At 64.3% G+C, this 25026-nt stretch carries 23 protein-coding genes and 1 tRNA gene; 5 read left to right on the forward strand and 19 right to left on the reverse strand.

Features of this window, described 5'->3' with window-relative positions:
- Window positions 1-59 precede the first annotated feature (59 nt).
- From P3T22_RS09570 to P3T22_RS09655, 18 genes are all read right to left on the reverse strand, one after another.
- On the reverse strand, window positions 60-1307 hold the full coding sequence (locus P3T22_RS09570) for an NAD(P)/FAD-dependent oxidoreductase (RefSeq protein WP_429324831.1): 1248 nt from the start codon (window positions 1305-1307) through the stop codon (window positions 60-62).
- Window positions 1308-1354: 47 nt separating this feature from the next.
- Window positions 1355-2620, reverse strand: a complete 1266-nt coding sequence (locus tag P3T22_RS09575) for a beta-ketoacyl-[acyl-carrier-protein] synthase family protein (protein WP_429324832.1) — start codon at window positions 2618-2620, stop codon at window positions 1355-1357.
- Window positions 2617-3843 carry a beta-ketoacyl-ACP synthase gene (locus P3T22_RS09580; RefSeq protein WP_429324833.1) on the reverse strand — a complete coding sequence of 409 codons (1227 nt, stop codon included), beginning with the start codon at window positions 3841-3843 and terminating at the stop codon, window positions 2617-2619. The genes P3T22_RS09575 and P3T22_RS09580 overlap by 4 nt, the downstream gene beginning before the upstream one ends.
- Window positions 3843-4568: a 3-ketoacyl-ACP reductase FabG2 gene (locus P3T22_RS09585; protein ID WP_429324834.1), complete on the reverse strand. Its 726-nt coding sequence runs from the start codon at window positions 4566-4568 to the stop codon at window positions 3843-3845. Before P3T22_RS09585 ends, P3T22_RS09580 begins: the two co-directional genes overlap by 1 nt.
- The gene (locus P3T22_RS09590; RefSeq protein WP_429324835.1) at window positions 4565-5050 is read right to left on the reverse strand and encodes a hotdog family protein; all 486 of its coding nucleotides are present in this window, start codon (window positions 5048-5050) and stop codon (window positions 4565-4567) included. Before P3T22_RS09590 ends, P3T22_RS09585 begins: the two co-directional genes overlap by 4 nt.
- Before the next feature lie 8 nt (window positions 5051-5058).
- A complete protein-coding gene (locus tag P3T22_RS09595; protein WP_429324836.1) occupies window positions 5059-6243 on the reverse strand; it encodes a beta-ketoacyl-[acyl-carrier-protein] synthase family protein in 1185 nt (394 codons plus the stop codon).
- Window positions 6240-8876, reverse strand: coding sequence for an MMPL family transporter (locus tag P3T22_RS09600; protein ID WP_429324837.1), 2637 nt, complete (start codon window positions 8874-8876; stop codon window positions 6240-6242). The genes P3T22_RS09595 and P3T22_RS09600 overlap by 4 nt, the downstream gene beginning before the upstream one ends.
- Window positions 8876-9559: a LolA family protein gene (locus tag P3T22_RS09605; protein ID WP_063496959.1), complete on the reverse strand. Its 684-nt coding sequence runs from the start codon at window positions 9557-9559 to the stop codon at window positions 8876-8878. The genes P3T22_RS09600 and P3T22_RS09605 overlap by 1 nt, the downstream gene beginning before the upstream one ends.
- On the reverse strand, window positions 9547-9978 hold the full coding sequence (locus P3T22_RS09610) for an acyl-CoA thioesterase (protein ID WP_063496960.1): 432 nt from the start codon (window positions 9976-9978) through the stop codon (window positions 9547-9549). The genes P3T22_RS09605 and P3T22_RS09610 overlap by 13 nt, the downstream gene beginning before the upstream one ends.
- Complete coding sequence (locus P3T22_RS09615; RefSeq protein WP_063496961.1) at window positions 9975-11582, reverse strand: HAL/PAL/TAL family ammonia-lyase; 1608 nt, start codon at window positions 11580-11582, stop codon at window positions 9975-9977. The genes P3T22_RS09610 and P3T22_RS09615 overlap by 4 nt, the downstream gene beginning before the upstream one ends.
- Window positions 11569-13365, reverse strand: coding sequence for a glycosyltransferase family 2 protein (locus tag P3T22_RS09620; RefSeq protein WP_429324838.1), 1797 nt, complete (start codon window positions 13363-13365; stop codon window positions 11569-11571). The genes P3T22_RS09615 and P3T22_RS09620 overlap by 14 nt, the downstream gene beginning before the upstream one ends.
- Window positions 13362-15071, reverse strand: coding sequence for an AMP-binding protein (locus tag P3T22_RS09625; RefSeq protein WP_429324839.1), 1710 nt, complete (start codon window positions 15069-15071; stop codon window positions 13362-13364). Before P3T22_RS09625 ends, P3T22_RS09620 begins: the two co-directional genes overlap by 4 nt.
- Window positions 15068-15730, reverse strand: coding sequence for a hypothetical protein (locus P3T22_RS09630; protein ID WP_063496964.1), 663 nt, complete (start codon window positions 15728-15730; stop codon window positions 15068-15070). The genes P3T22_RS09625 and P3T22_RS09630 overlap by 4 nt, the downstream gene beginning before the upstream one ends.
- Window positions 15730-15981 (reverse strand): acyl carrier protein, encoded by a 252-nt coding sequence (locus tag P3T22_RS09635; RefSeq protein ID WP_063496965.1) that lies wholly within the window; start codon window positions 15979-15981, stop codon window positions 15730-15732. Before P3T22_RS09635 ends, P3T22_RS09630 begins: the two co-directional genes overlap by 1 nt.
- A 2-nt stretch (window positions 15982-15983) precedes the next feature.
- Window positions 15984-16283, reverse strand: a complete 300-nt coding sequence (locus tag P3T22_RS09640) for a phosphopantetheine-binding protein (RefSeq protein WP_429324840.1) — start codon at window positions 16281-16283, stop codon at window positions 15984-15986.
- Complete coding sequence (locus P3T22_RS09645) at window positions 16258-17052, reverse strand: lysophospholipid acyltransferase family protein (RefSeq protein ID WP_063496967.1); 795 nt, start codon at window positions 17050-17052, stop codon at window positions 16258-16260. Before P3T22_RS09645 ends, P3T22_RS09640 begins: the two co-directional genes overlap by 26 nt.
- Window positions 17036-17815 carry a beta-ketoacyl synthase chain length factor gene (locus P3T22_RS09650; protein WP_063496968.1) on the reverse strand — a complete coding sequence of 260 codons (780 nt, stop codon included), beginning with the start codon at window positions 17813-17815 and terminating at the stop codon, window positions 17036-17038. Before P3T22_RS09650 ends, P3T22_RS09645 begins: the two co-directional genes overlap by 17 nt.
- A gap of 570 nt (window positions 17816-18385) precedes the next feature.
- Window positions 18386-19084 carry a DUF4136 domain-containing protein gene (locus P3T22_RS09655; RefSeq protein WP_063496969.1) on the reverse strand — a complete coding sequence of 233 codons (699 nt, stop codon included), beginning with the start codon at window positions 19082-19084 and terminating at the stop codon, window positions 18386-18388.
- A gap of 216 nt (window positions 19085-19300) precedes the next feature.
- Here P3T22_RS09655 and pepN point away from each other — a divergent pair, with 216 nt between their 5' ends.
- From pepN to P3T22_RS09680, 5 genes are all read left to right on the forward strand, one after another.
- Entirely contained in the window at window positions 19301-21997 is a 2697-nt protein-coding gene (gene pepN / locus P3T22_RS09660) for an aminopeptidase N (protein WP_429324841.1), read from the forward strand.
- Between the two features lie 198 nt (window positions 21998-22195).
- On the forward strand, window positions 22196-22477 hold the full coding sequence (locus P3T22_RS09665; RefSeq protein WP_120303252.1) for a type II toxin-antitoxin system RelE/ParE family toxin: 282 nt from the start codon (window positions 22196-22198) through the stop codon (window positions 22475-22477).
- 16 nt (window positions 22478-22493) lie between these two features.
- The gene (locus P3T22_RS09670; protein ID WP_063496972.1) at window positions 22494-22949 is read left to right on the forward strand and encodes a HigA family addiction module antitoxin; all 456 of its coding nucleotides are present in this window, start codon (window positions 22494-22496) and stop codon (window positions 22947-22949) included.
- 122 nt (window positions 22950-23071) lie between these two features.
- Entirely contained in the window at window positions 23072-24088 is a 1017-nt protein-coding gene (locus P3T22_RS09675; protein WP_063496973.1) for a class 1 fructose-bisphosphatase, read from the forward strand.
- Window positions 24089-24143: 55 nt separating this feature from the next.
- Window positions 24144-24219 (forward strand) — tRNA-Thr (locus P3T22_RS09680).
- A gap of 206 nt (window positions 24220-24425) precedes the next feature.
- Here the strand turns inward: P3T22_RS09680 and P3T22_RS09685 are convergent.
- Window positions 24426-24626, reverse strand: coding sequence for a hypothetical protein (locus P3T22_RS09685; protein ID WP_063496974.1), 201 nt, complete (start codon window positions 24624-24626; stop codon window positions 24426-24428).
- Window positions 24627-25026 lie beyond the last annotated feature (400 nt).

Raw genomic sequence — 25026 nt, forward strand, 5'->3', positions numbered from 1 at the left:
AAAAAACGGCGCTTCTTGAGGGAAGCGCCGTTTTTGTTTGTTCGTGCCGTGTAGCCCAATCACTGGGGCGTGCACACATCGTGCAACGCATTCAGCCGGCGCACCGGATCGGCGACATACGGATTCGATTCATCCCACGCGTAACCGGCCAGCACTGCGCTGATCATGCGACGGATCGAGGGCGTCTGCTTCGGATAGAAAATGATGTCCTGCAATTCGCCCGTATACCAGCGCTCGACGAAGGCGCGGAACGTGTCGATCCCCTTGCGCAGCGGCACGTCGTAAGCGGCCGACCAATCGACCTGCTCGCCATCCAGTTGCCGGTTCAACGTCTGCACCGCGAGATGCGCGGACCGCAGTGCGATCGTCACGCCGGACGAGAACACCGGATCGAGAAATTCGCCCGCGTTGCCGAGCAATGCATAACCCGGCCCATGCAAGCGCTCGACGTTCGCCGCGTAACCGCCGATGTGACGCACTGGCATCAGGAACGGCGCGTTGCCGATCAACGGCCCGAGTGTCGGCTCCTGCTGGATCAGTGCGCGTAGCTTCGCGTCACGGTCGGCTTCCGGCACATCGAGGAAACTGGCCTCGGCCACGCAACCCACCGACGAGCGGCCGCCTGCAAGCGGAATCATCCAGAACCACACGTCGCGGCGCTCCGGGTGCGTCGCCACGTAGATCTTGTTGCGGTCGGTCGCGCCAGCCGGAATGCCGTCCCGCACGTGCGTGAAGATCGCGGCGCGCGTCGGCATGCGCGTGGGCGCTTCGAGATTCAGCAAGCGCGGCAGCACGCGGCCGAAGCCGCTCGCGTCGAACACGAAATGCGCTTCGACTTCATACGCGTTGTCCGCTTCGTCGATCACGTCGAGCACCGGCTTGCTGCCCCTCTCGCCCGGCGGCATCGCGCGAACCGTATGGCCGAAGCGCACGTCGGCCCCCTGCTCCGCCGCGCAGCGAATCAGAATATCGTCGAACACCGCGCGCTCGACCTGGTACGTGGTGCCCCACCCCGGCGAATGCTTGTCGCGAAAGTCGAACGCCGAAGACTGGCCGCGATAAATGAAATGCGCGCCGTTCTTGTACTGGAAACCGGCTTCGACGACCGCCTGCAGCATGCCCGCCTCTTCGAGGTAGGCCATGCTTTGCGGCAGCAGACTTTCGCCGATCGAGAAGCGCGGGAAATGCTGGCGCTCCAGCACCAGCACCGAGCGGCCCGCCCGGCGCAATAGCGCCGCCGCGACGGCGCCTGCCGGACCTGCGCCGATGACCGCTACGTCGACAGTCATGCGCTTTGACGAATTCATAGTTGCCTCAATCGTTTGCTTGCTCGGAACTGCATTACGCTGCACCCTTACTTTTCACGAACCGTCGCTGACGCTTGCCGCCCATGCAGCCCACGCCACAGGTCAAACATCAGGCTTGCGCAACTGCCGCCGAACCCGAATGAAATCGACATTGCCGTGCCAATGCGCGCGTCACGCGTCGTGCGCACGAGCGGCATGCCGTCGACGCCCGGCGCCGGCGTCCCGATGGCCGCCGTCCCCGCGATGAAACCGTCGCGCATCATCAGCAACGTGTAGATCGCTTCGTGCGCGCCGCATGCGCCGAGCGGATGCCCGGTCATCCCCTTGGTCGACGAGAACGCGGGGACTTCGCCGCCGAATACGTCGCTCAATGCACGCAACTCCTCGACATCGCCAAGCGGCGTCGAAGGTGCATGCGTGTTGATGTAATCCGGACGCTTGCCCGCTTCGCCCAGCGCGCCGCGCATCGCTCGCGCAATGCCGGCCGCATGCGGCGTGACCATGCCGGCGGCGTCCGTGCAATCGCCGAAGCCAGTCAACTCGGCGTAAATACGGGCGCCGCGCGCCAACGCGTGATCGAGCGATTCGAGCACCAGCACGCCGCCGCCCGAAGCGATCACGAAGCCGTCGCGCGCCGTATCGTAGGGACGTGAGGCGTGCTCGGGCGCATCGTTAAAGCCGCGCGACAACGCCCCCATCGAGTCGAACAACAGCGTCGTGTTGTCGTGCAGCGCTTCGCTGCCGCCGGCCAGCACAATCTCCTGGCGGCCAGTCTGGATCAGCTGCATCGCCTGGCCGATCGCGAGCGCCGACGTCGTGCACGCCGACGACGGCGAATAGCTCACGCCCTCGAGTCCGAACACCTGCGCCACATTGGCCGACGCGGTGCTGCTCATCGCCTGCGGAACCGTGTACGGCGGCACTTTGTCGACGCCGCGGGCATTCGCAATCGACACCGCCGCGTCGTAACTCGACAGCGTGCCGACGCCCGAGCCGATCACTACACCGGCGCGCGGCGAACGCAGCACGGCGGGGTCGAGCCCGGCATCGTCGATCGCTTTCTTCGCGGCGTGACACGCAAAGCGCGCGGTGTCGCCCATGAAGCGCTCGAGCTTGCGCCCGAACGGCGGTTCCTGCGCGACCGATGCAACGCCCGCCACCTGCGATCCGAAACCGCGCTCACGCCAGGCGTCGAGCCGCTCGATGCGCGAGCGGCCCGCGCGCAACGCGGCGGACACTTCGTCGAGCGTATTGCCGAGGCACGACACGATCCCCATGCCGGTGACGACCACGCGTTGCAGCGCCGCGCTCATCGAACGCGCCTGAAAATCAGCGACGTGTTGATGCCGCCGAATGCAAAGTTGTTGCTCATCACATGTTCAGCGTCGATCTCACGGCCCGTACCGACGATGTAATCGAGCGTCGCGCAGGCCGGATCGACGTTCTCCAGATTCAAGGTGGGCGCATACCAGTTGCGCTTCATCATCTCGATGCTCCACCACGCTTCCAGCGCGCCGCACGCGCCGAGCGTATGGCCGACGTAGCTCTTGAGCGAACTGATCGGCATGCGTGCGCCGAAGGTCTGCGCGGTCGCATGGCTTTCGGCGATGTCGCCACGGTCCGTCGACGTGCCGTGCGCGTTCACATAGGCGATCGCTTCGGGCGGCAGTTGAGCATCTTTCAACGCGAGCTGCATGGCGAGCGCCATGGTTTCGGCGGTCGGCTGCGTCATGTGCGCGCCATCCGAATTGCAGCCGAAGCCGACGATCTCCGCGTGAATCCGCGCGCCGCGCGCCACCGCGTGTTCGTATTCTTCGAGCACCAGCGTCGCCGCGCCTTCGCCGACCACGAGGCCGTCGCGCGCGGCATCGAATGGACGCGGCGTGAGATGCGGCTCGTCGTTGCGCGTGCTGGTCGCGTACAGCGTATCGAACACGGCGACCGCCGGGCCCGACAGCTCTTCCGCACCGCCCGCCAGCATCAGCGTCTGCTTGCCGGTCTGGATGGCTTCATACGCGTAGCCGATCGCCTGACTGCCCGACGCGCACGCGCACGAAGTCGGAATGATCCGCCCTTTCAGATCCCAGAACAGGCTGACGTTGACCGCCGTGGTGTGCGGCATCATCTGCACGTAGCTGTTCGACGTGACGTCGCTCATCGAACCGGTTTCGAGCATCGTGCCGAACGCGCGAATCGGCTGCACCGAACCCGACGACGAACCGTAGGCGACGCCCATGCGGCCGTCCTTGATGTTGACGTCTTCGGACAGGCCCGCGTCGGCGAGCGCCAGTTCGCTCGCGCGCACCGAATACATCGACACCGGCCCCATCGAGCGGATTTTCTTGCGCGGATAATGCGCCGGCGCCGTGAAGCCTGGCAACGGACACGCGAGCCGCGTATGCAGCGACTCGAAGTAATCCCACTCGGGCATGCGGCGCACCGCGTTCACGCCGCTCTTCAGGCGGGCTTCGATGACGTCCCAGCTATCGCCGAACGCCGTGACGCCCCCCATGCCGGTAATGACGACGCGCTTCATCACACCATCCCGCCATTGACGCCGATCACCTGACGCGTGACGTACGAGGCCGCATCCGACATCAGGAAGCCGACCACGGACGCCACTTCGGCAGGCCGGCCGACGCGGTTCATCGGTACCGTCTTCAACGCGTGCTCGAGCGGCATCTGGTCGAGCATGCCGGTTTCGATCAAACCCGGCGCCACGCAATTGACTGTGATGTTGCGCGTCGCCAGTTCGACGGCGAGCGCCTTGGTCGCGCCGATCAGACCGGCCTTCGCCGCGCTGTAGTTCACCTGGCCGCGATTGCCCATCACGCCGGAGACCGACGCGATCGTGACAATGCGCCCGCCCTTCTTCGCCCGCACCATCGGCATGGTCAACGGGTGGACAACGTTGTAGAACGAGTCGAGACCGGTTTCGATCACGATGTCCCAGTCTTCCTCGGTGAGCGCGGGGAACGCGGCGTCGCGGGTCACGGCCGCGCTGCACACGATGCCGTAGTACGGGCCATGCGCCGCGACATCCGCTTCGAGCACTTCGCGGCACACGGCGCGCGCGCGCACGTCGAATTGCAGCACGCGCGCCGTGCCGCCTTGCGCGGCGATGCCCGTTGCGACTGCTTCGGCTTCGGTGCGGCCCGTGCGGCAATTCACGGACACCGCGAAGCCGTCGGCGGCCAACTGATACGCAATCGCACGGCCGATGCCGCGGCTTGCGCCGGTAACGAGAACACGCCGGCTCATGAACTGAAACTCCCTTCGATGAATGACTGAAAATCGGGCGGCTGAAAGACCTTGATGACCGCCGTGGCGCAACACACGTCGCCATGGTGGATCGTGCATTCGTAGGCGGCGTGGCCTTCTTCGCTACGCAGCAATGCGGTTGCATGGATCAGCAACCTGGCGCCGCCAGCGAACGACGGTTGCAAAGCTTTATAGCTGCGCGAGCCAAGCAGCACACCGGGACGCGCTCTGCCGCCACCGCGCATGGCGAGCAACGCGATGTGCGCCGCGATGGTCTGCGCCATCAACTCGACGCCGACCCAGGCAGGCATCGCGCCGTCGGCGTCGGCATACCACGCGTCGGCGTGTACGGTTGCGCGCGCGCTGAGTGCGTCTTCGCTGAAGGTGTTCACGGCATCGATCAGCAGCATCGTGCCGCGATGCGGGATGATCGCTTCGATAGGTTGCAGGACGAGATCCTGAATGGAGGGCGTCTGGGTCATCGCGCGTGTCACCGTCCAAGGATCAGGCTGACATTGCTGCCGCCGAACGCAAACGAATTGCTCATCACATAGTGCGGCCCAGCGCCGCGCGGCAGAAAGCGTTCGGTTTCGACCAGATCCAGCGCCGGCAAAGCGGGATCGGCAGCGCCGTCCCACAGATGACGCGGCAGCGGCACGTTGTCGCGGGCCAGCGTCAGCCACGCGAAGGCGAGTTCGGTTGCGCCCGCTGCGCCGAGCTGGTGACCCGTTAGCGGTTTGGTGCCGCTCGTCGCCACACCGTCGGGAAAGACACGCGCCATCAGCTTCGCTTCCATCTCGTCGTTCTTGCGCGTGGCGGTGGCATGCAGATTCACATAGCCGATCGCCGACGAGGCAACGCCCGCATCGGCCAGCGCTGCGTGCAATGCGAGTTCACCGCCCACGCCTAGCGGGTCGGGCGAGGAAATGTGATGCGCGTCGCTCGATTCGCCGACGCCCGCGAGCCGCACTTCCGCTTCGTCGCGGCTCATCAGGAACACGGCGGCGCCTTCGCCGACGTTGATCCCGCAACGATTGCGGCTCATCGGATTGGCGCGTACGCCGCTGGTCGATTCGAGCGAGGCGAAACCCTGCACCGTCAGCTCGCATAGCGAATCGACGCCCCCCACCACGACCGCATCGCAAAGCCGTAATTGCAGCAGCCGGCGCGCCGACGCAAAAGCCTTCGCGCTCGAGGTGCAAGCGGTCGAGATCGTAAACGCCGGGCCCTGCACGCCGAGCGCGGCAGCGGCAAACGGCGCGGCGGTGCCAATCTCCATCTGCCGGTAATTAAAGTTGATTGGCAGGTTGCCCGCTTGCGCCTGATAGACGAATGCGGCTTCGGCCGCTTCGACACCCGACGTGCTGGTGCCAAGCACCACGCCAAGCCGATGCGCGCCGTAACGCTCGCGTGCCGCCTCGATCGCGGGTGCGATTTGCGCCAGCGCGGCCAGCAACAAGCGGTTATTACGGCAGTCGTAACGCGTGAGTGCGGCCGGCGGCGCCAGATCGAGAGGCGCGAGCACGCTGCCGACAAACGCTTCGCCAATGCCTGTATGGGCATTCGCCATACCGGGTGCGCGCGCGGCGGCAAGCGCCGGGACGATTGCATCGAGGTCGCCGCCGAGCGCATTGATCATGCCGAGCGCATGCAAATAAACTGATGGCGCCTTCATGCGGCCCTCCTTGATTCCGATGGCATGCCGATCGGCGCGAGCAGCACCGATACCGCAATGCCGAGCGCGAGCGTGGCGCCGAAGCTCTTCAGCGCGGGCATCGCACTCATGCCGAGCATGCCGAACGACAGCAGCGTGGTGGCCGCGGAGAGCAGCACGCCGGTCCACACCGCGCCTAGATCAGCGTCTGCGCGCAAGCAGCCTTCGCGCAGAAACACCGCATAGTTTGCGCCAACGCCAAGCACGAGCATCAGCGCAAGCCAGTTGAAAAGATTGAGTGGCACGTGGGCGTAGCCGAACACCGCGAGCGTGACGCCGACCGCGAGCAACACTGGCAGCGTGACGGCGATGCCGCCGTGCACGTGGTCCGCCAAGGAATCTTTCTGCCGGGCGTCTCCCGATCCCCCAATCCCCCGCGGGGACTTCCTTCGGGGCAGGGGACTTCCTTCGGGGCCGGAGACTTTCTGCGAGGCATCCCCCAATTCCCCAAGGGGACTTCCTTCGAGGCGCAGGACTTCCTTCGGGGCGTAGCGCAGCATCAGCAGGACGAGCACGAGTGCAAGCGCACCGCCGAGCCACCAGCCGCTATCCACGCGGTACGCACCGAATAACTTCGATACGCTCGCCGCTTTATCGACGAAGACGACGCCCGGCAGCGCTTGCGCAGTAGCGATCAGCGCGGGTTCGTTCTGCGGCGTCACGCCTTGTGGAATCACGACCGCTGCGTACGCTTTGGCGGTCGAATCGACAGCACCCAGCCACAGATGTTTGTAGGGCTGCGACCACGGCGTGGCGAGCCACGTGTCGACCGTGAGCGGCGGCTGCGGTTTCGCATACGCGGCGAGCCACGCATCGGCAACTTCGTCTTTAAAACCTGCTTGCAGCAGCGTGGCGCGCAATGCTGCGGGGTCGTTGAAAACATGCTGCGCGAGCAATGCGCGGTCTTCGTCTTGCTGTTTCGCGGACGGCACGAACTGCGCCACTGACTGATAGTCGCCGACCTTGTTCGCCGTGCCGTTCAAGCCGTTCAAGCCGTCGAGCTTCGCGCCCAGCGCTTCGGCGCGTTCCAGCACGATCTCCGGCGTCTCCCCGCGCACCACAAAAAACTGCGCACTGTTATCGACGCCGACCGCCGCGCGCACCTTGTCTTCCTGTGCGACCAGCGAAGGATCACGCTGGATCAGCAGATGGATATCGTCGTCGCTGGTCAGACGCAGCCAGCCGGGAATCGCCACGATCAGCAACAGCGCCGCGACGAACCACGCGCGCTTGCCGCCAATCGTGCGATGCCAGACCGTCAGGACACGCGCCGCCCCGGCGAACACCCGCTGCGGACTGCGCCTCGGCGGGCGCGTGAGCAGCGCGGGCAACAACCACAGTACGGACGCAAACGCCGTGACGATGCCCGCCATCGCAAAGCATGCGATCTGTTTGAGCGCGGGAAACGGCACCCACGTGAGGATCGCGTAGCCGAGCAGGCTGGTGGCAAGCGCAACCGTCAAGGCCGGACGTACCGCATGCGCACCGCGGCGCGAATCCCAATCGCGCCCCGCGCCAAGATAGACCACAAAATACTGGATCGAATAATCGACCGCTTCGCCGATCAGGCTCGCGCCGAACACCAGCGTCAACAGATGCAATTGGCCGAACATCAGCATCGTCACCGCGAGCGCGCAAACGATGCCGAGCGCCGTCGAAACGAAGCCGAGTAGCAACAACCTCGGCGAGCGGAACACCCACATCATCAACAGCGCAATCCCGCACAGGGACGCAACGCCGATCAGGTGCACTTCGTGTTCCGAGGCGCTGCGTGCCGATTCCGCGTAAAACACCGCGCCGGTTCTCGCCACCGACACGTCGGGAAACGCCTGCTTCAAGGCGCTTTCGCCTTGTGCGAGCGCGGCGAGCACGGTGTGCTGCGTCTTCGATTCGTAGGCCGAGCCCGGCAGCGTGGCGACGATCAGTACGCTGGTTGTGGCGCCGCGATGCGACACCAGCATGTTGTCTTCGAGTTCGAGATTCGACGTGGCGAGCGGCAAACCGCCGAGCCAGTGTTCGAGCCAGCCGAACGGATCGTCGGCGAGCGGCGTGGTCAAACCGCCGCGTAATGGGCTGTAGATGCGCTGCGCGAGCGCGTCCCCCAGTCCCCCAAGGGGACTTCCTTCGGGGCGGGGGACTTCCTGCGGGGTGTCGTGCAATGTCGCGCTTGAAGCGCTGTTCTGCGCGAGAGCCATGCGGTCAGCAGGCGCCAGCAAACCGAAGCGATAGGGCATGTACAACGCTGCGATCTGCGACAGATCGAACGGCGGCAATTCCGCCGTCACCGAGCCAAACGCCCCGCTCTTCTGCAATGCCGCGCCGAGCTGTTTCGCGGCCGCTTTCGCGTGCGCGTCATCGTTGCTGGTGACCAGAAAAACGGTGCGGTCGCCCAGCGCGCCCGCCAGCGTATCGACCGCCTTTTCAGCAACCGGATCCGCTTCGGTGGCAGGCAGCAACGCCAGCAGATTGGTCTGCAACGGCGAAGGTCCCGCGAAACGCCAGCCGCAATACAGCGCCGCGGCGAGCGCGAGCAGCAGCCACGCGGCGCGCATGCCCCATGGCTGTTTCGCGGACGGCTGTTGCAGCACCCGCATCACGGCGCTCCGAGCAAGCTGCGCTCAGCGGGCGTCGGTTCGGTCACCGCCACGCTTTTTGCAAAGTCGAGCGTCGTGACGTCGCCGTTCGCGAGCGTGATGCGCAGGCTTCGCAGATAGTCGCCGCCATTCATCTGCAAGCCTTTGATCGACTGCGCGATCTGCGGCTGGTTCGGCGTAAGTTGCATGCGCCACTGCGCGGCGCTGCCTTCGGCCTGCACGTCGAATTGCGAATACAGCGCCGACAGATCGCCGCCGAGCATCGCACGCATCATCTTCGAGACCTGTGCGACGCCGCGCGTACCTTGGGCACTGTGCGCCGCGATGCGCTGGCCGTTGGCGTCGACTTCGGCGACGCCCGCGTCGGTGATCACGTAGGTGGCTTTGTACGGCGTGTCGATCTGCCAGATCACGCCACGATCGCGGAAGAACAGCAGCGAACCGGTGCTGACGAGCGGCTGCTTCATCGCGGCGAGCGTCTGCGTCTGCGTGAATTGCGCGCGCACTCCCTTGGCTTGTGCGAGATGGGAGGCGATTTGCGAGACCAGGGCCGGGTTGCCCGCGGCCTGCGCTTCTTCTGCCGCGGACGCCAGCGTCGGCCATGCTGCCAAGCCCAATGCGCTCAGGGTGCCTAGCGCGAGCCACGCGCCCGCGGCCACAGCGCGCAGGCTCATCGTCCCCATACGCGCTCCAGCTTTTCGAATACGACCGGCGGCGACACGAACTGCAATTCCTGCGTCGCGGCATCCACCGCGACCTGGATCGTGTAGCCCTTCGTCAGCCGCGTACCGGACGCGCAATCGACAATTTCATAGCCTATTTTCAGGCGGTTCTCGTGTTCGAGCAGTTGCGTGCGCACTTCGATCGCCTGGCCATAGGTGGCCGGGCGCACATACTTCAGATGCGCCTCGACGATCGGCCACAGGTAGCCCGAGGCCTGCATCTCGCGGTAGTCGTAGTCGAAGGTGCGTAAGAGCGCCGCGCGGCCGATCTCGAAGTACTTCAGATAGTGGCCGTGCCAACACACGTTCATCGCGTCGACGTCGTGAAACGGCACTTCGACCATCGCGCTGGCTGTCAGCACTTTAGGGGAGGCGGTCATGCGTGCGAGCCTCCGCGATAGTCCTTCAGCAAATCGCACGCGGCGATGCGCGCGGTCAGTGCGCGCAGGTCGCTTTCCAGCGCGCGGTCTTCGTCGACGAAGGGCGACTGCGCCGTCACGCTGTCGATGAAGGCTTGCAGCGGCGCGGGAACCGGCGTGGCGCTGTCGATCTTCAAACGCAACCGGGCGGCTTGCACCGTCGCGAGCGTATGCGCGGCGGCGACCTGCTCCGTCAATTCCAGCACACGCAAACAGTCGCGCGCGGCGATCGTGCCCATGCTGACCTTGTCCTGATTGTGCGCCTCGGTCGAACGTGAGAAGACGCTTGCGGGCATCGTGTTTTTCAACGCTTCGGCCGTCCATGCGGACGACGAAATCTGCACCGCCTTGAACCCATGATTGATCGCGGCACGCGCGGGGGCCGCACCGGACAGATTGCGCGGCAAGCCGTTGTTGAAATTCACGTCGACCAGGAGTGCAAGCTGCCGGTCCATCAGATCGGCGAGATTGGCGACCGCGACCTTCAGCGAGTCCATCGCGAACGCGATATGGCCGCCGTAGAAGTTGCCGCCGTGCAGTACGCGCTCGTTGTCGGGATCGATCAACGGGTTGTCGTTCGCGCTGTTCAGTTCGTTCTCGACATCGCGGCGCACCCACGACAAGGCATCGCGCGCGACGCCGATCACATGTGGCGCACAGCGAATCGAATAGCGGTCTTGCAGACGATGCCCCGGCGTATCGTCGCGCCCGGTCAGATCGTCGCGAATCCATGCCGCGGCTTCGGCCTGCCCTGCGTGCGGCTTCACTTCGAACAGGGTTGCGTCAAAATGCGCGGCGCGGCCGTCGAGTGCGATGGTGGAGAGCGCCGTGAGACGTGCGGTGAGGCGCGTCAGATGATCGGCACGCGCAAACGCGAGACAGGCGAGGCCCGTCATCACCGCGGTGCCGTTCATCAACGCGAGGCCTTCTTTCGGCGCGAGCGTCAATGGCGTGTGACCGAGTTCGGTCCATACCTCGCGCACATTGCGCAGGGTGCCTTCGAACATCACATCGCGTTCGCCGGCAAGCGCGGCGGCCACATACGAAAGCGGCGTCAGATCGCCGCTTGCACCGACCGAACCTTCCGACGGAATGCGCGGCAACACGCGATGATTGATCAGATCGGCGAGACGCTCGAGCAACACGGGGCGCACGCCGGAAAAACCGTAGGCCAGCGAGTTCAGCCGCGCGGCGATCACCGCGAGCGTTTGCGCGTCGTCGAGATACTGGCCCATCCCGCAGCCGTGGTAGCGCGTCAGTTGCAACGGCAAGGCTTCGACGAGCTCCATCGGCACGTCGACCACGCACGCATCGCCATAACCGGTGTTGACGCCGTACACGGTCGCGCCCGCCGCCAGATGCCGGCGCAGAAAATCCGCGCCGCGCTGGATGCGCGCGCGCCACGCCGGATCGGCGCTCAACGCAACCGGCGCGCGATGGTGGGCGATCCCAACGACCTCTTCGATCGTCAGCTTGCGCCCGCCGATCGTCACCGCCGCGGCGTTCGCGCGGGTGTTCTCACTTGCGCTGACGTTCAGCGTCTCGATCAGATCATGTTCGGCCATGTGTGCCTCGCTTGGGGCTGGCCCAGAAATCGAAGAAATTGAACCATTGATAAGGTGCCTTGCGGCAATAGTGTTCGAGGCGCGCCGCGTAACGCTGCGCCCACGCGGCAAGATGCTGCGCGCGTTCGCGGCGCGGCAACTCGATGCGTTCGGCGAACGGTTCGAAATACAGACGGTAGCCGTCGTGCTCTTTCAGGCAGAAGAACAGATAGACGGGGCAGCCCAACGCATGCGCGAGCACGTAGGGGCCTTGCGCAAACGGGGCGGCCGAGCCGAGAAATTGCGCTTCGGTCGTGCGGCCCGCTTCGCGCGCCGGCACGCGGTCGCCGACGATCACCAGCAGTTCGCCCGCGTCGACGCGCTCCTGCATCAACATGGCGGTCTCGGGACCGAAGTCGCTGACTTCGAGCAGATGCCGCGCGAACTGGCTATTCGCCGACGCCAGCACGCTATTGAAGCGCCGCGCGTGTTCGGTGTAGACCACGGCGGTGACTTTCGCGTAGGCGCCTTGCGTGGCGAGCGCACGGGTCATTTCCAGATTGCCCAGATGCGCGCCGATCACGAGCGCACCCTTGCCGCTCGCCACCAAGGCTTCGAATGCGGCTGGATCTTCGAATTTGACCTCAGTGTTGTTGACCCGGCCGGACCATGCCGCGAGCTTGTCGAAGCCCGATTGCGCAAACGCCAGCATGTGTCGATACGCGGACAGCCAACCCGGACGCGGCGTATCGCCATGCGGCGCGGCTTGCCCGAGACGCGTGAAGTAGTTGCTCGACGCCTCGCGGGCGGCGCGGCCCGTCAGCAGAAAATACGCGACGATCGGATGCAGCCAGAGCGCGGTAAACCGCCGGCCGAACAGCTTGCAACTGAGCGCGAGCAACGACATGCCCAAATGGCTGCCGCGTTCGGCGATCCGCCACCAGTCCTGCGGGCTCTGTTCGCGCGGTTCGGCTTGCTTGCCGGGTTCGGCTTGTTCGCCCTGTTCGGCTTGCTTGCCCGGTTCGTCCTGCTTGCCCGGTTCGTTTGCAATGGCCGGGCGGCGTGGCATCACTTTGTGCGCGAGCAGCATCGGCAGACGCCACAACATGCCGAACACGAGCCGCGTGTGGCTGCGGCTGATGCGCACGTTGTCCCACAGCACGTCGAAATGCGAGACGCCATCGGTTGCGTACGTGACGCGCGTCGGAATCGAGTGGAACGCCGCGCGCCGCCAGTAGAGGCGCACCAGAATTTCAATGTCGAAGTCCATGCGCGTCGGCAGTTGCACGCTGTCGATCAGCTCGCAGGCCAGCGCTAGCGGATAGAGGCGAAAGCCGCACATCGAATCGCGAATCGTCAGCGAGAGCGTTTCGATCCACACCCATACGTGCGTCAGATAACGGCCGTACAGGCGCGATTTCGGCACGCTCTCGTCGTAGACCGGGCGGCCCAGGATCACCGCGCCCGGTTCGGCTCGCGCCGCTTCGATGAAACGCGGCACATCGGCCGCGTCGTGCTGGCCGTCGGCGTCGATCTGCAAAGCGTGCGTGTAACCCGCAGCGCGCGCGGCGCGCAGCCCCGTCATCACGGCTGCGCCCTTGCCGCCATTGACCGGCAAGCGTAGCAGCGTGAGCTGCCCCGCATACTGTTGCGCGAGCGCGGTGAGGACCTGCTGGGTGGCCTCATCGCTGCCGTCGTCGACAACACAGATCGGCAAGCCGTGCACCGCGAGGCGGGCAACGGTCGCGCCGATCGCGTCCTTGTGGTTGTAAATCGGAATCACAATGCACGGAGCGAATTTCATAAGGCAGGCTCCCGATACACGATCACGCCGGATGCGCATTCGCGCCCGCTCAGCCGGTACGTGAACCGCACGCGTCCACGCGCTGCGTCGTGTGCGAGCGTAAGATTCAGCACCGCGCCCGGTGACACCGGCGCCATGAACTTGAGCCGGTCGATCGATGCCAGCGTGCGCACAGCGGGCACGTGCTCGGCGGCCAGATGCATGGCCCAATGCACCTGGACGACGCCCGGCAGAATCGGCAGACCGGGGAAGTGGCCGGCGAAATGCACGAGCGTCGGCGGCACGCGCAGTTCGTAGTGCAAGGTGTCGGCACTGCGGGCTTCGGCAAGCACTTCCACACCGTCCGCGCGCGGCTCGAAAGCCGCCGCGACCGCGGCCACCGGCAGTTTGCCGCGCGCGTCGAACGGCAACGTGAGGCGAAAACGCCAATGACGCGGCAGCACCACCACATCGAAATAGGCAGCGAGATGCCGGCGCAGGGTTTGCGCAAGCAGCACGCGGCCTTCGGCGCGCAATGCCTCGCTGCCGGCCTCGGTCAGCGCCACCACGGCGCCGACACGCTCGCGCGAGGCGCCTTCCAGCGGCACGATCGCCGCTTGCGCAACATACGGATGCAGCGCGAGACGCGCTTCGAGTTCCGGCAGCGACACGCGCTTGCCGTCCAGCTTGAGCACGCGATCGAGCCGGCCTTGCAGACGGAAGCGGCCATCGGCGTCGAACGCGATTTTGTCGTCCGTGCGATGCCAGCCGGCGTGATCGAGATGCGACGAGCGAACGTTTAGCGCACCGTCTTCGTCGCGGCGCACTTCGACGCCGGTCATCGGTTGCCAAGCATCGGTCTGGTCCTGACGACGCCAGGCGATGCCGCCAGTTTCCGTGCTGCCGTAAACTTCGAACGGCGCCGCGCCGTGGGCCGCCGCGTATTCCTGCGCGGCTTCCAGGGCGAGCGGGCCGCCTGAAGAAAAGAATGCACGCGGCGCCGGCGTCAACGCGGCGAAGCCAGGCAAGGCGGGCCAACGCGACAATTGCGCGGGCGTCGAGACGACCACCGTCGCGCCGCATTGCTCGATCTGCGTTTGCAAATGCACAGGCTCGATACTGATCGCGCGGTTGAACGCGCGGCCCGCGGCAAGCGGCCACAACACGCGAAACAGCAAACCGTAGATGTGATGATGCGGCACGCTCGCGAGCATCGTCGCATCGCCGACCAGAGCGCCCCACTGCTGTTCGAGCGTGTGCACTTCGGCATTGAATTGCGCGAGCGTCTTGCGGATCGGCTTGGGGGTGCCGCTGCTGCCGGAGGTGTAGAGCGTCAACCGGGCTTGCGGATCGATCGTATGCGCGGCGCCTGGCGCGTGTGTGGCGGCGGCATCGGCGTTTCGCGCACCCTGCGTCAGGTCGGCGTCGGTCAGCACGGCGTCGTACGCGTCTGCGAGATCGGCGAGATAGCCCGGCGTCGCGTTGGCCGGAATCACCGGCTCCTTGCCGCACGCGAACAACGCAAACAATGCGCAGGCGAAATCGAACGGATCGTCGATGCACAACGCGAAACGTTGCGCGTCTTGCGTTTGCATCAGTGCGACCAGCGCCGAGACGCGCGCGCGAAACGCAGCGCGGTCGAGCACCGTCGCGCCGTCGCGGCATACCGGTGCATTCGCGACCGCGGCCCCATGGCCTGCCGACAACAGATCATGCAACGCAATCATGCGGCCTCCGAACGCGCGGCTCGCGGCAGCACTACCAGATAACGCCAGATGACCTCGGCCACCAGCAGCACGCCGATCAGCCCATAAGCGATCGCGCCGTTATAGAGCGACCAGCTTGCGCGGCTCCAGTACAGCGCCGTATAAGCGGAGAACGCGCCGTTCAGCGCGAAGAAACCGCACCACACCTGGGTCACGCGCCGCGTATGGCGCACCGCGCCCGGCGGCAGATTCGGATTGCCCAGCCGCGCGAATTTTTCGATCATCGACGGCCCGCGCACGAGCGTCGCGCCGAACGCAATCAACAGCCCCAGATTCACGAGCGACGGATAGAGGCGCAACAGCAGTTCGCTGTTGGTGAACACGATCGCCGCCGAGGCGCAGCTCAGCAAGCCGACCACGGTCCGGTCGATCGCGGAGAGCCGGCGCAGCGAGGTCGCGACCGGACCGCTACCGGCCCAGCGTTGCAGCCACAAAATCGCAAACAGCATGCAGCCGACATAGCGCGGCGTGTCCCAACGCCAGGCACACAGAATCAACGCGGGATACGCGAGTTTCAGCAGGACCTGCACCACCGTTTTGCCCCAGTGGCGCTGAGTGCCGAGCGATGCCTCAGCGGGCTGGCTCGCCACCGCTTGCATTCGCGAGCGCACAGCTGGCATCAGCCTTGTGCCGCCAGCAGGGATTCGACCGCACCGATCACATCGCCGACCGTGCGCACCGACTTGAATTCGGCCGGCTTGATGCGGCTGCCGGTCATTTCCTGCAGTTTGATCGCAAGGTCGACGGCGTCGATGCTGTCGAGATCGAGGTCTTCGAAGAGGTGCGCGCCGGGTGTCACGCGCTCCGGCTCGATCGCGAAGTTCTCTTTGAAGATGGCGCGGATGCGTTCAAGAATCTCTGCCTCGGACACGATTAGTCCCCTTTTTCTGTGGTTTCGGTCGCAGCACGCGCCGTTTCACGTTGACTCGCGACCAGCGCGGCCAACGTGCTGATCGAGCGGAAGTGTTCGCGGGTGCGTTCGTCGTTCGCTGCGATGGTCAGTTGGTATTGTTTGCGCAGCACGATGCCGATCTCGAGCGCGTCGATCGAGTCGAGACCGATGCCGTCGGTATCGAACAACGGTGCGTCGTTGTCGATATCGGCCGGGCTCAGGTCTTCCAGGTCGAGGGCCTCGATCAGAAGCTGTTTAATTTCCAGTTTTAAAGAATCCATAATCGAACAGGTGCCGAGTAATGTGTGCTTCGACGGCGCTGGTCACGCTGCGCGCCGCGAGGGACGGTGAAGTGTCGTGGTCCGCGAGTTGCTCGACGCCAAGCGGCTCGAGCACGTTCACGCGCATCCGGAAAGCGCGCGCCGGCACGTCGTACCAGCGCATCTGCCTGGTGAAAGCCGGCGGGTCGCAATCCATCAGCACCGGCACGATCGGCGCACCGGCCTTCAATGCCATGTGCGCGAAACCGCGTGAAAACGCGTGCAGGCGGTTCGGGGCGGGGCTGCGCGTGCCTTCGGGAAAAATAATCATCGTGTAGCCCGCCGCGAGCCGCCGCGCACCGGCTTCGACGAGTTCGGCGGGATCGGCATTGCTCACATATTCCGCCGAGCGCACGATTCCCCAGAAACAAGGATTGCCCCAGTGCGCGTTCTTCACCACGCAACAGGCACGCGGCGTGAGCGACAACAGTACCATCACGTCCAGGTACGTGGGGTGATTGGCGACCACGATCGCCGGGCCGCCGGTGCGCAATGCCTGTGCGCCCGACACCTCGAGCTCCATCACGCCGATGCGCCGCAATATCGCGACCAGCACCCGGAAGAACCAGTGGATCACGGTCGTCACCACGCGCTGGCGCGACGCCCGATGCGGCCATAGCCACGCGAGTGGGAACACCAGTACCGAAAACAGCACACCGCAGATGCCGAACACCACGAAGGCCATGCCCGTCGCGCAGAACCGCCAAAGGTAATCAAGCCGCGCGCTCATGCCACCTCCAATGCCAGGCGGCGCCGGCGCCTTGCCAGACAGCAGGCCTGCCCGTTTCCAGACAGTGCAGCAGCGCCTGGCTCTGGGTCGCGAAAGGTTCGTCCGCGCTTGACTCGCTGGCCGCGTTTGCCACGTTTGCCGCGTTTGCCTCACTTGCTTCACCTGCGTGGCTTGCCTGTTGCGCGGCCTCCGCTGCCTCCCGCTCACCCGCGCCGAACAAGGTGCAGACCAACTGCCCCGCTGCCGCTTCGCCGTTCAGCAGGATCGCGATCGCGCCGCCCTGCACTTCGTCTTCAATCGTGCCGTACGCCGGATCGGCCGGCTCGTCTGCATACACCAGCAGCACTGGCGAACCCGGCTCAGTTGCGTATTGCGCGTACGCTTCCAGCAGCGCGTAACCAAGCGTCTCAGCGCCGGCCGAGATCGCGCTGGCAGCAGAACGATCGCCGCGCGCGATGCCGAACACGCCAGTCATTGCGTTCAACACCGACAGGCTGAAGGCGGTCGGCGAGACCGGTTCGCCCGTGCTGATGGTGCGCAGGATGTCCGTAGTGCGCCGCAACTCACCGTGGCGTGAAGCGAACACGACTCGAACCTCGTCTTGCGCCACGCAATCGTGCGCGACCTTCAGGGCGACTTTGGACAGCGTGCTCAGGCGACGCCGCACGATCGGCTCGATAAAGCCAATATCGGGTGCGGCAGATGCGGCAGCAGGCCAGCTAGACCAGCGAGCGACCGGAATGGTCCAGTGCAGATCGGGCATATCGGTGTTCGCGCGTAGAAGCGAGGAGAGGCTGAGGGCGCCTGACGGAATACGCAGCCGTCACAGCGTATGCTCGCCGCGCGGAACGACAATCTCCAGCCGGGGTCAATCCAATGTTCTTATTAGGGTTCAGCGATTTACAGGCACTGGCCCCGTTTATTCGGGCGCCCTTGCCAATTAGTCTGATGGATTGACCCAGACTCCCTGTGGCCGCCGGAATAATACTGAATATTCTGGATTAAATCAGCCACAAAAGACGTATCTATCTGTATCCGTATCGCTGGTGCGGCGGCTGACTGGAAAGCGTCAAAATGCAGACCTGGCGGCCCTTGCACAGCCTGTGACCGGCCCGCAAAGCCACTGCCAGCGAGCTTCGCGGGCCGGCTGGACGCTAACGGCATCCACCAACACACACAAATACTTTCAATTAACTTCCCAGACGAGTGTTTCGTTTCGGAACACTTTACTGCTTCTGACCCTATCAGCCGATCATGCGCCACGCCTGAATCTCACGCGCGACTTACACCACCGGCTTCCGACCCAAACCGGGCACGCCGTCGCCCGTGCCGCTTACTGCACGACCTTCGCGCCCGATGCTGTGGCCGGCGCAGCCGAAGGCGCGGCACCCGTCGTAGCGACTTCGTTCGAGATCCCGCCGTTCTTGTCGAGCGGAATCTTCACGGTATGGACCACGCCGTTGCCGAGCGGGAAGTCAGCCAGCGCGCTGCGCGCCAGATAAGGCATGGCCCTCACCAGCGACGATTCTTCGTCCGAGTTGCGCGCCGTCACGTTATAGACCTCTTTGCCACTGGCGCGCTCGGTGATCCGCACGCCGAGCAGGTGCGTGAAGATCGGGTAGCTCTGGTTCACATACGCTGTCGGATATGGACCCCACGGGCCCCACGGATCGAACGGCCGGCCCCAGTACGGCGACGGCCAGGGGTTGTAATACACCGGCTGCGCGACCGTCACCATATCCGAGCGCACGCCGTACGACAGCCCGACCAGATAGCGCGCCGCTGAAGCGTCGACCTGACGGAATGCGTGCGTGGCAAGTTCGTTGGCGACGACACGCTCGTAGGTGCTGAGTTCGAGATTGTTTTGCTGATCCGCCGCCCGCGTAAAGGCATACGTACGGGTGGCATCATTGCCGCTCCAGTCGGAGAACGCCGTGACCTGAGTGGTCACGTAGCTCGTGCAACCGGACAGCAGCACCGTCAGCGCGCCCAACAGGAGCGCGGCACGGCGTACCCAACGATCGAATTTCATGGTCTACCTCGTGATGCCTGTTGTCGCCATTCTTGAGCGGGTTGGTTCGTGCGCACGCTTCGCCGCGCAAAGCGGCCCCGATAATACGCTGACCAGGCGATTCGGTAAAAAGTTCGGCCCGCACGAACCGCCGAGCCTTTGTACAATGGCTCGACAAGCCCGGCTCGCGCGCCATAAGCACGCGTGACGGCTCGAGTCCCATCACCACAGAACGCCATGGCCGATACCGCAACGCCCAATGTGATCCGCCGCGCCGACTACGCGCAGCCCGCCTTCCTGATCGACACCGTCGCTCTGGAGTTCGATCTGGTCCCCGATCGCACCGTCGTCAGGAACACGATGCGCGTGCGCCGCAACCCGGACGCGTCCCACGCCGCAAATCTTGAGCTGATGGGCGAACAACTCGAGTTCGTCGGCGCCACAGTCGACGGCGCCCCGTTCGCCAACGCGCATGCGCACGAACACGGCCTCACGCTCGACAACGTGCCGGATAACTTCGAACTCACGCTCACCAGCAACTGCAATCCAGCGGAGAACACCACGCTGTCCGGCCTGTATGTGTCGGGCGGCAACTTCTTCACGCAGTGCGAGGCCGAGGGCTTTCGCCGCATCACTTATTTCCTCGACCGCCCCGACGTGATGGCGACCTACACGGTCACACTGCGCGCCAGCAAGACCGACTATCCGGTGCTGCTGTCGAACGGCAATCTGCTCGAAGAAGGCGATCTGCCGGACGGCCGCCATTTCGCCCGCTGGGAAGATCCGTTCAGGAAGCCGAGCTATCTGTTCGCTCTGGTCGCGGGCAAGCTGGTCGCGCTCGAAGAGCGCGTGAAGAGCGGCTCGGGCAAGGAAAAGCTGCTGCAGGTATGGGTCGAACCGCACGATCTGGACAAGACCCGTCACGCAATGGATTCGCTGATCAATTCGATCCGCTGGGACGAGGGGCGTTTCGGGCTGGAACTCGATCTGGACCGCTTCATGATCGTCGCGGTGAGCGACTTCAACATGGGCGCGATGGAGAACAAGGGGCTCAACATCTTCAACACGAAGTACGTGCTGGCGAACCCCGAAACGGCAACGGACACCGACTTCGCGAACATCGAGGCGGTGGTCGGCCATGAGTACTTCCACAACTGGACCGGCAACCGCGTGACCTGCCGCGACTGGTTCCAGCTAAGCCTGAAAGAAGGCCTGACGGTGTTCCGCGATCAGGAATTCTCCGCCGACATGGCGGGGGGCGCGACAGACGAAGCCGCGCGCGCCACCAAACGCATTGAAGACGTGCGCGTGCTGCGCCAGATGCAGTTCGCCGAAGACGCCGGCCCGATGGCGCACCCGGTGCGCCCGGAAAGCTACGTGGAGATCAACAACTTTTACACGATGACGGTCTACGAAAAGGGCTCCGAAGTCGTGCGGATGTATCAGACGCTGTTCGGCCGCGACGGCTTCCGCAAGGGCATGGACCTGTACTTCAAGCGTCATGACGGCCAGGCGGTGACTTGCGACGATTTCCGTCACGCGCTCGCCGATGCGAACGGCCGCGATCTCGCGCAATTCGAGCGGTGGTATAGCCAGGCCGGCACGCCGCGCGTCTCGGTACGCACGAAGTACGACGCAGCGCAACAGCGCTACAGCGTGACGCTCACGCAAGGCTACGGCGAGGCCGCACCGGCCGCGCGCGAAACGCAAAAGGGCCCGTTGCTGATTCCGTTCGCAATCGGTTTGATCGGCAACGACGGCCGCGACCTGCCGTTGCAACTGGAGGGTAAAACCAGGGCTTCGGACTCCACCACGCGCGTGCTGGAATTCGCGCAGACCGAACAGACCTTCACGTTCGTCAACGTCGCGCAGGAACCGCTGCCCTCGTTGCTGCGCAATTTCTCGGCGCCGGTGATCGTCGAATACGACTATTCAGCCGACCAGCTCGCGTTCCTTCTCGCGCATGACAGCGATCCGTTCAACCGCTGGGAAGCCGGCCAACGGCTCGCCACACGCGAGTTGCTAACGCTCGCCGGGCGCGCCGCCACCGGCGTGCCGCTGCAGCTCGACGACTCGGTCGTCGCCGCGTTCGCCCGCGTGCTGACCGACGAAACGCTCTCGCCCTCTTTCCGCGAACTGGCGTTGATGCTGCCGTCGGAAGCGTATCTGGCTGAACAGATGGCCGAATCGAATCCGGCTGCCGTGCACGCTGCGCGGCAATTCGTACGCAAGCGCCTCGCGAATGCGCTCGGGAAGGACTGGCTCGCCGTGTACGACAAGCACCGTACACCGGGCGCCTATGAAGCCACACCGGAGGCATCCGGTCATCGTGCGTTGAAGAATCTTGCCTTGTCGTATCTCGCGGAACTGGACGATCCGGCTGAAGCCGTGCGTCTCGCCTCCGCGCAATACGACACCGCCAACAACATGACCGACCGCGCGGCGGCGCTCTCGGCATTGCTCAATGCAGCAGCGGCGAATGGCGGCAGCGTTGAGGCGCAGCAGGCACTGGACGACTTCTACCGGCGCTTCGAAAAGGAACCGCTCGTGATCGACAAGTGGTTCGCCTTGCAGGCCACGCAACGCGGCAACGCGCAGCGTCCGGTGATCGAGACCGTGCGCAAGCTGATGGCTCACCCGGCGTTCAACCTGAAGAACCCGAACCGCGCACGCTCGCTGATTTTCAGCTTCTGTGCGGCGAACCCCGCCCAGTTCCACGCCGAAGATGGCTCGGGCTATGCGTACTGGGCCGACCAGGTGATCGCGCTCGACGCCATCAATCCGCAAGTGGCCGCGCGCCTCGCCCGCTCGCTGGAGCTGTGGCGCCGCTTTACGCCAGCGCTGCGTGAGGGCATGCGCACGGCACTGGAGAAAGTGGCATCGCAGGTGAAATCGCGCGACGTGCGCGAGATCGTCGAGAAAGCGTTGGCGTGACGGTCGTCTGAAAGCGCTTTTCGCACCTAAAACCGGCACGTGGTGCCGGTTTTTTTTCGTCCTGAATTTGGTGATGAAGCGGCGGCGTGCGGACCTCGACGTTAGCCGTCTGGACGACTGTTCGTATCGGCTCGACAGGGTGAAAGTAAACGCATCCATTTAACGGTTTACGTTTAACGTGATGCGTTATATCATCCCATGATCACGACATTCGGCGACAAAGCTACGGCGGCAATCTTTCAGGGCAAGTTCGTGCATTCATTGCCGCTCTACATGCAGGCGCTCGCACGCCGCAAGCTGTTGATGATCGATGCCGCTGAATCCATCCGTAACCTGCATGCGCCGCCGGGCAACCGGCTCGAAGCCTTGCAAGGTCAGCGTAGCGGACAGTGGAGTATTCGAATCAACGCGCAGTGGCGCATCTGTTTTCATTTTGTCGACGGGGAGGCGCTGAATGTCGAAATTGTCGATTATCACTGATTATTGGGAGACCGCCATGGTCATCAAACGCTCCGATCTGGGCAGCATCGATTTCGCCGGCATCGACACCGGCGAAAGCATCCCGGAAATCCACCCCGGCGAGATTCTGCGCAGCGAGTTCCTCGAACCGCTTGGCATGTCCGTCAATGCGCTCGCACTTGCGCTGCGCGTACCGGCGCCGCGCATCAACGACATCGTGCGTGGCAAGCGCGCCATCTCGGCTGACACCGCGTTGCGGCTCGAGCGCTACTTCGGTGCGAGCGCGCAGTTCTGGCTGAATCTGCAGATCGCCTACGACCTGCGCGTCGCCACCGCGGCAGCCGGCGAGCAGATCGAACGCGAGATCGAGCCGATGCCCAAGGCGAACCGGCCGAAAATGCCGAAAGTCTCAGCCGAACACGCCCGTGCCACAGCGCTTGCCGCCCGCCTCACCGGCCATGTCACGGCCATCAAAGCTCGCCGCAAAGCCTGAATTTCACGTGCCTTTACAGCGCTCAGTGGCACAGACACACGTCCTTGCATCTCAAAAGCACGGAACCGACACAGCGAGCGGTTAAAATCGAGACATTCCCCAAGCCTTCCCGGAGTACAGCAATGGCTTTGCAACGTCGTACCACTCTCACGAAGTACCTGATCGAGCAGCAGCGCGAGACCAACAACCTCCCGGCCGACCTGCGCCTTTTGATCGAAGTCGTCGCGCGTGCATGCAAGGCGATCAGCTACCACGTCAGCAAGGGCGCGCTGGGCGATGCGCTCGGCACGGCGGGCAGCGAGAATGTTCAGGGCGAAGTGCAGAAAAAGCTCGATATTCTGTCGAACGAAATCCTGCTCGAAGCGAATGAATGGGGCGGCAACCTGGCGGGCATGGCGTCCGAGGAAATGGAGCAGTTCTTCCCGATCCCGGCCAACTACCCGAAGGGCGAATACCTGCTGGTGTTCGATCCGCTCGACGGCTCGTCGAACATCGACGTCAACGTGTCGATCGGCACGATCTTCTCGGTGCTACGCTGCCCGGACGGCCAGCAGCCCACCGAACAGTCGTTCCTGCAACCCGGCACGCAGCAGGTCGCGGCCGGCTATGCGGTGTACGGCCCGCAAACCGTGCTGGTGCTGACCACCGGCAACGGCGTGAACTGCTTCACGCTCGACCGCGAGCTGGGTTCGTGGGTGCTCACGCAAAGCGACATGCGCGTTCCGGTTGAAACGCGCGAATACGCGATCAACGCTTCGAACGAGCGCCACTGGTATGAGCCCGTCGAGAAATACATCGGCGAGTTGAAGGCAGGCAAGGAGGGGCCGCGCCAGAGCGACTTCAACATGCGCTGGATCGCGTCGATGGTGGCCGATGTACATCGTATCCTCAACCGCGGCGGCGTCTTCATGTATCCGGCCGACAAGCGCACGCCGGACAAGCCGGGCAAGCTGCGCCTGATGTACGAAGCGAACCCGATGGCGTTCATCGTCGAGCAGGCTGGCGGCGCCGCGACCAACGGCGAGAAGCGTATCCTGGACATCCAGCCGAAAAGCCTGCACGAGCGTGTGGCGGTGTTCCTCGGCTCGAAGAATGAAGTCGACCGCGTCACCCGCTACCATCTCGAAACAAAAAAGTGACCGCAGGGGCTTGCCAAGCTCCAGAAGAAGTCCCTATAATCTCGTTTCTCCTGATGCCGGAATAGCTCAGACGGTAGAGCAGCGCATTCGTAATGCGAAGGTCGGGGGTTCGATTCCTCTTTCCGGCACCACAAGATTCAAGCACTTAGCCCAGTCATTGCGACTGGGCTTTTTGCTTTCTATTGCCTGTTTTCCACTGCCTGCTTTCTTCTCCAGCTTCCGCCCCCCCCCTGCGCCTGCTTTCCGAAATCCTTGGCGGTTCTGGTTAGCCTTCACCTCGGCCAACGCAACGGTCGCTTCAACATTGACCGCCCGCATTGACCACGGTGGCTCCAGTTCACCCGCCAAAATCCAATCGATCGCATCGCGCGGTCAAACCGAGATTGCGAGCGACCACCGCATCTTCAACGATCACGTTCTCAGCCGGCTTCGTGCCATACGCCAACACCGCTTCCTGCGGCGCTGACGGAAACCACAAGATCCGGCCGGCACACTCGATTCCGACCTGGCGTCCTTTCCAGTAAACAGCGTTTTCCATGGTGAACTCTCCGAAGGGCGAAGACAGCCATCTTCCGCGCCGGACCTGGTGCGTCCGTTAGCCACCGCACTCTGCGCCGCGGATAGTTGCTTCAATGATAGGCGACGGCACTATCGTGGCGAGTGGTACGCCGGCTGAAATTGCGCGCACGAGCCAGAACCGCACGGCAACCGATCTGAAGCAACGGCCCCCGGCCTCGCGCTATAGCCGAAGCAAAAACAGCGCGCGAGTTCTACCGCAGCCCGCGCTTCTCCCTCCGGAAATCGATCAGCTCGTGCAACTTGAACGGCATCTGCGCGCGGCTCGCCGTGCACAGATAAAAGCCCGGAAAAGTCGGACACCACGCGTCCAGCACGCGCGCCAACCGGCCGTCGGAACTGGAGGCCGTTGCGAATCTGGC

Origin of the sequence: Paraburkholderia sp. GAS348 (assembly GCF_050434205.1) — a bacterium.
In the GTDB taxonomy this organism is placed as follows: Bacteria; Pseudomonadota; Gammaproteobacteria; order Burkholderiales; family Burkholderiaceae; genus Paraburkholderia.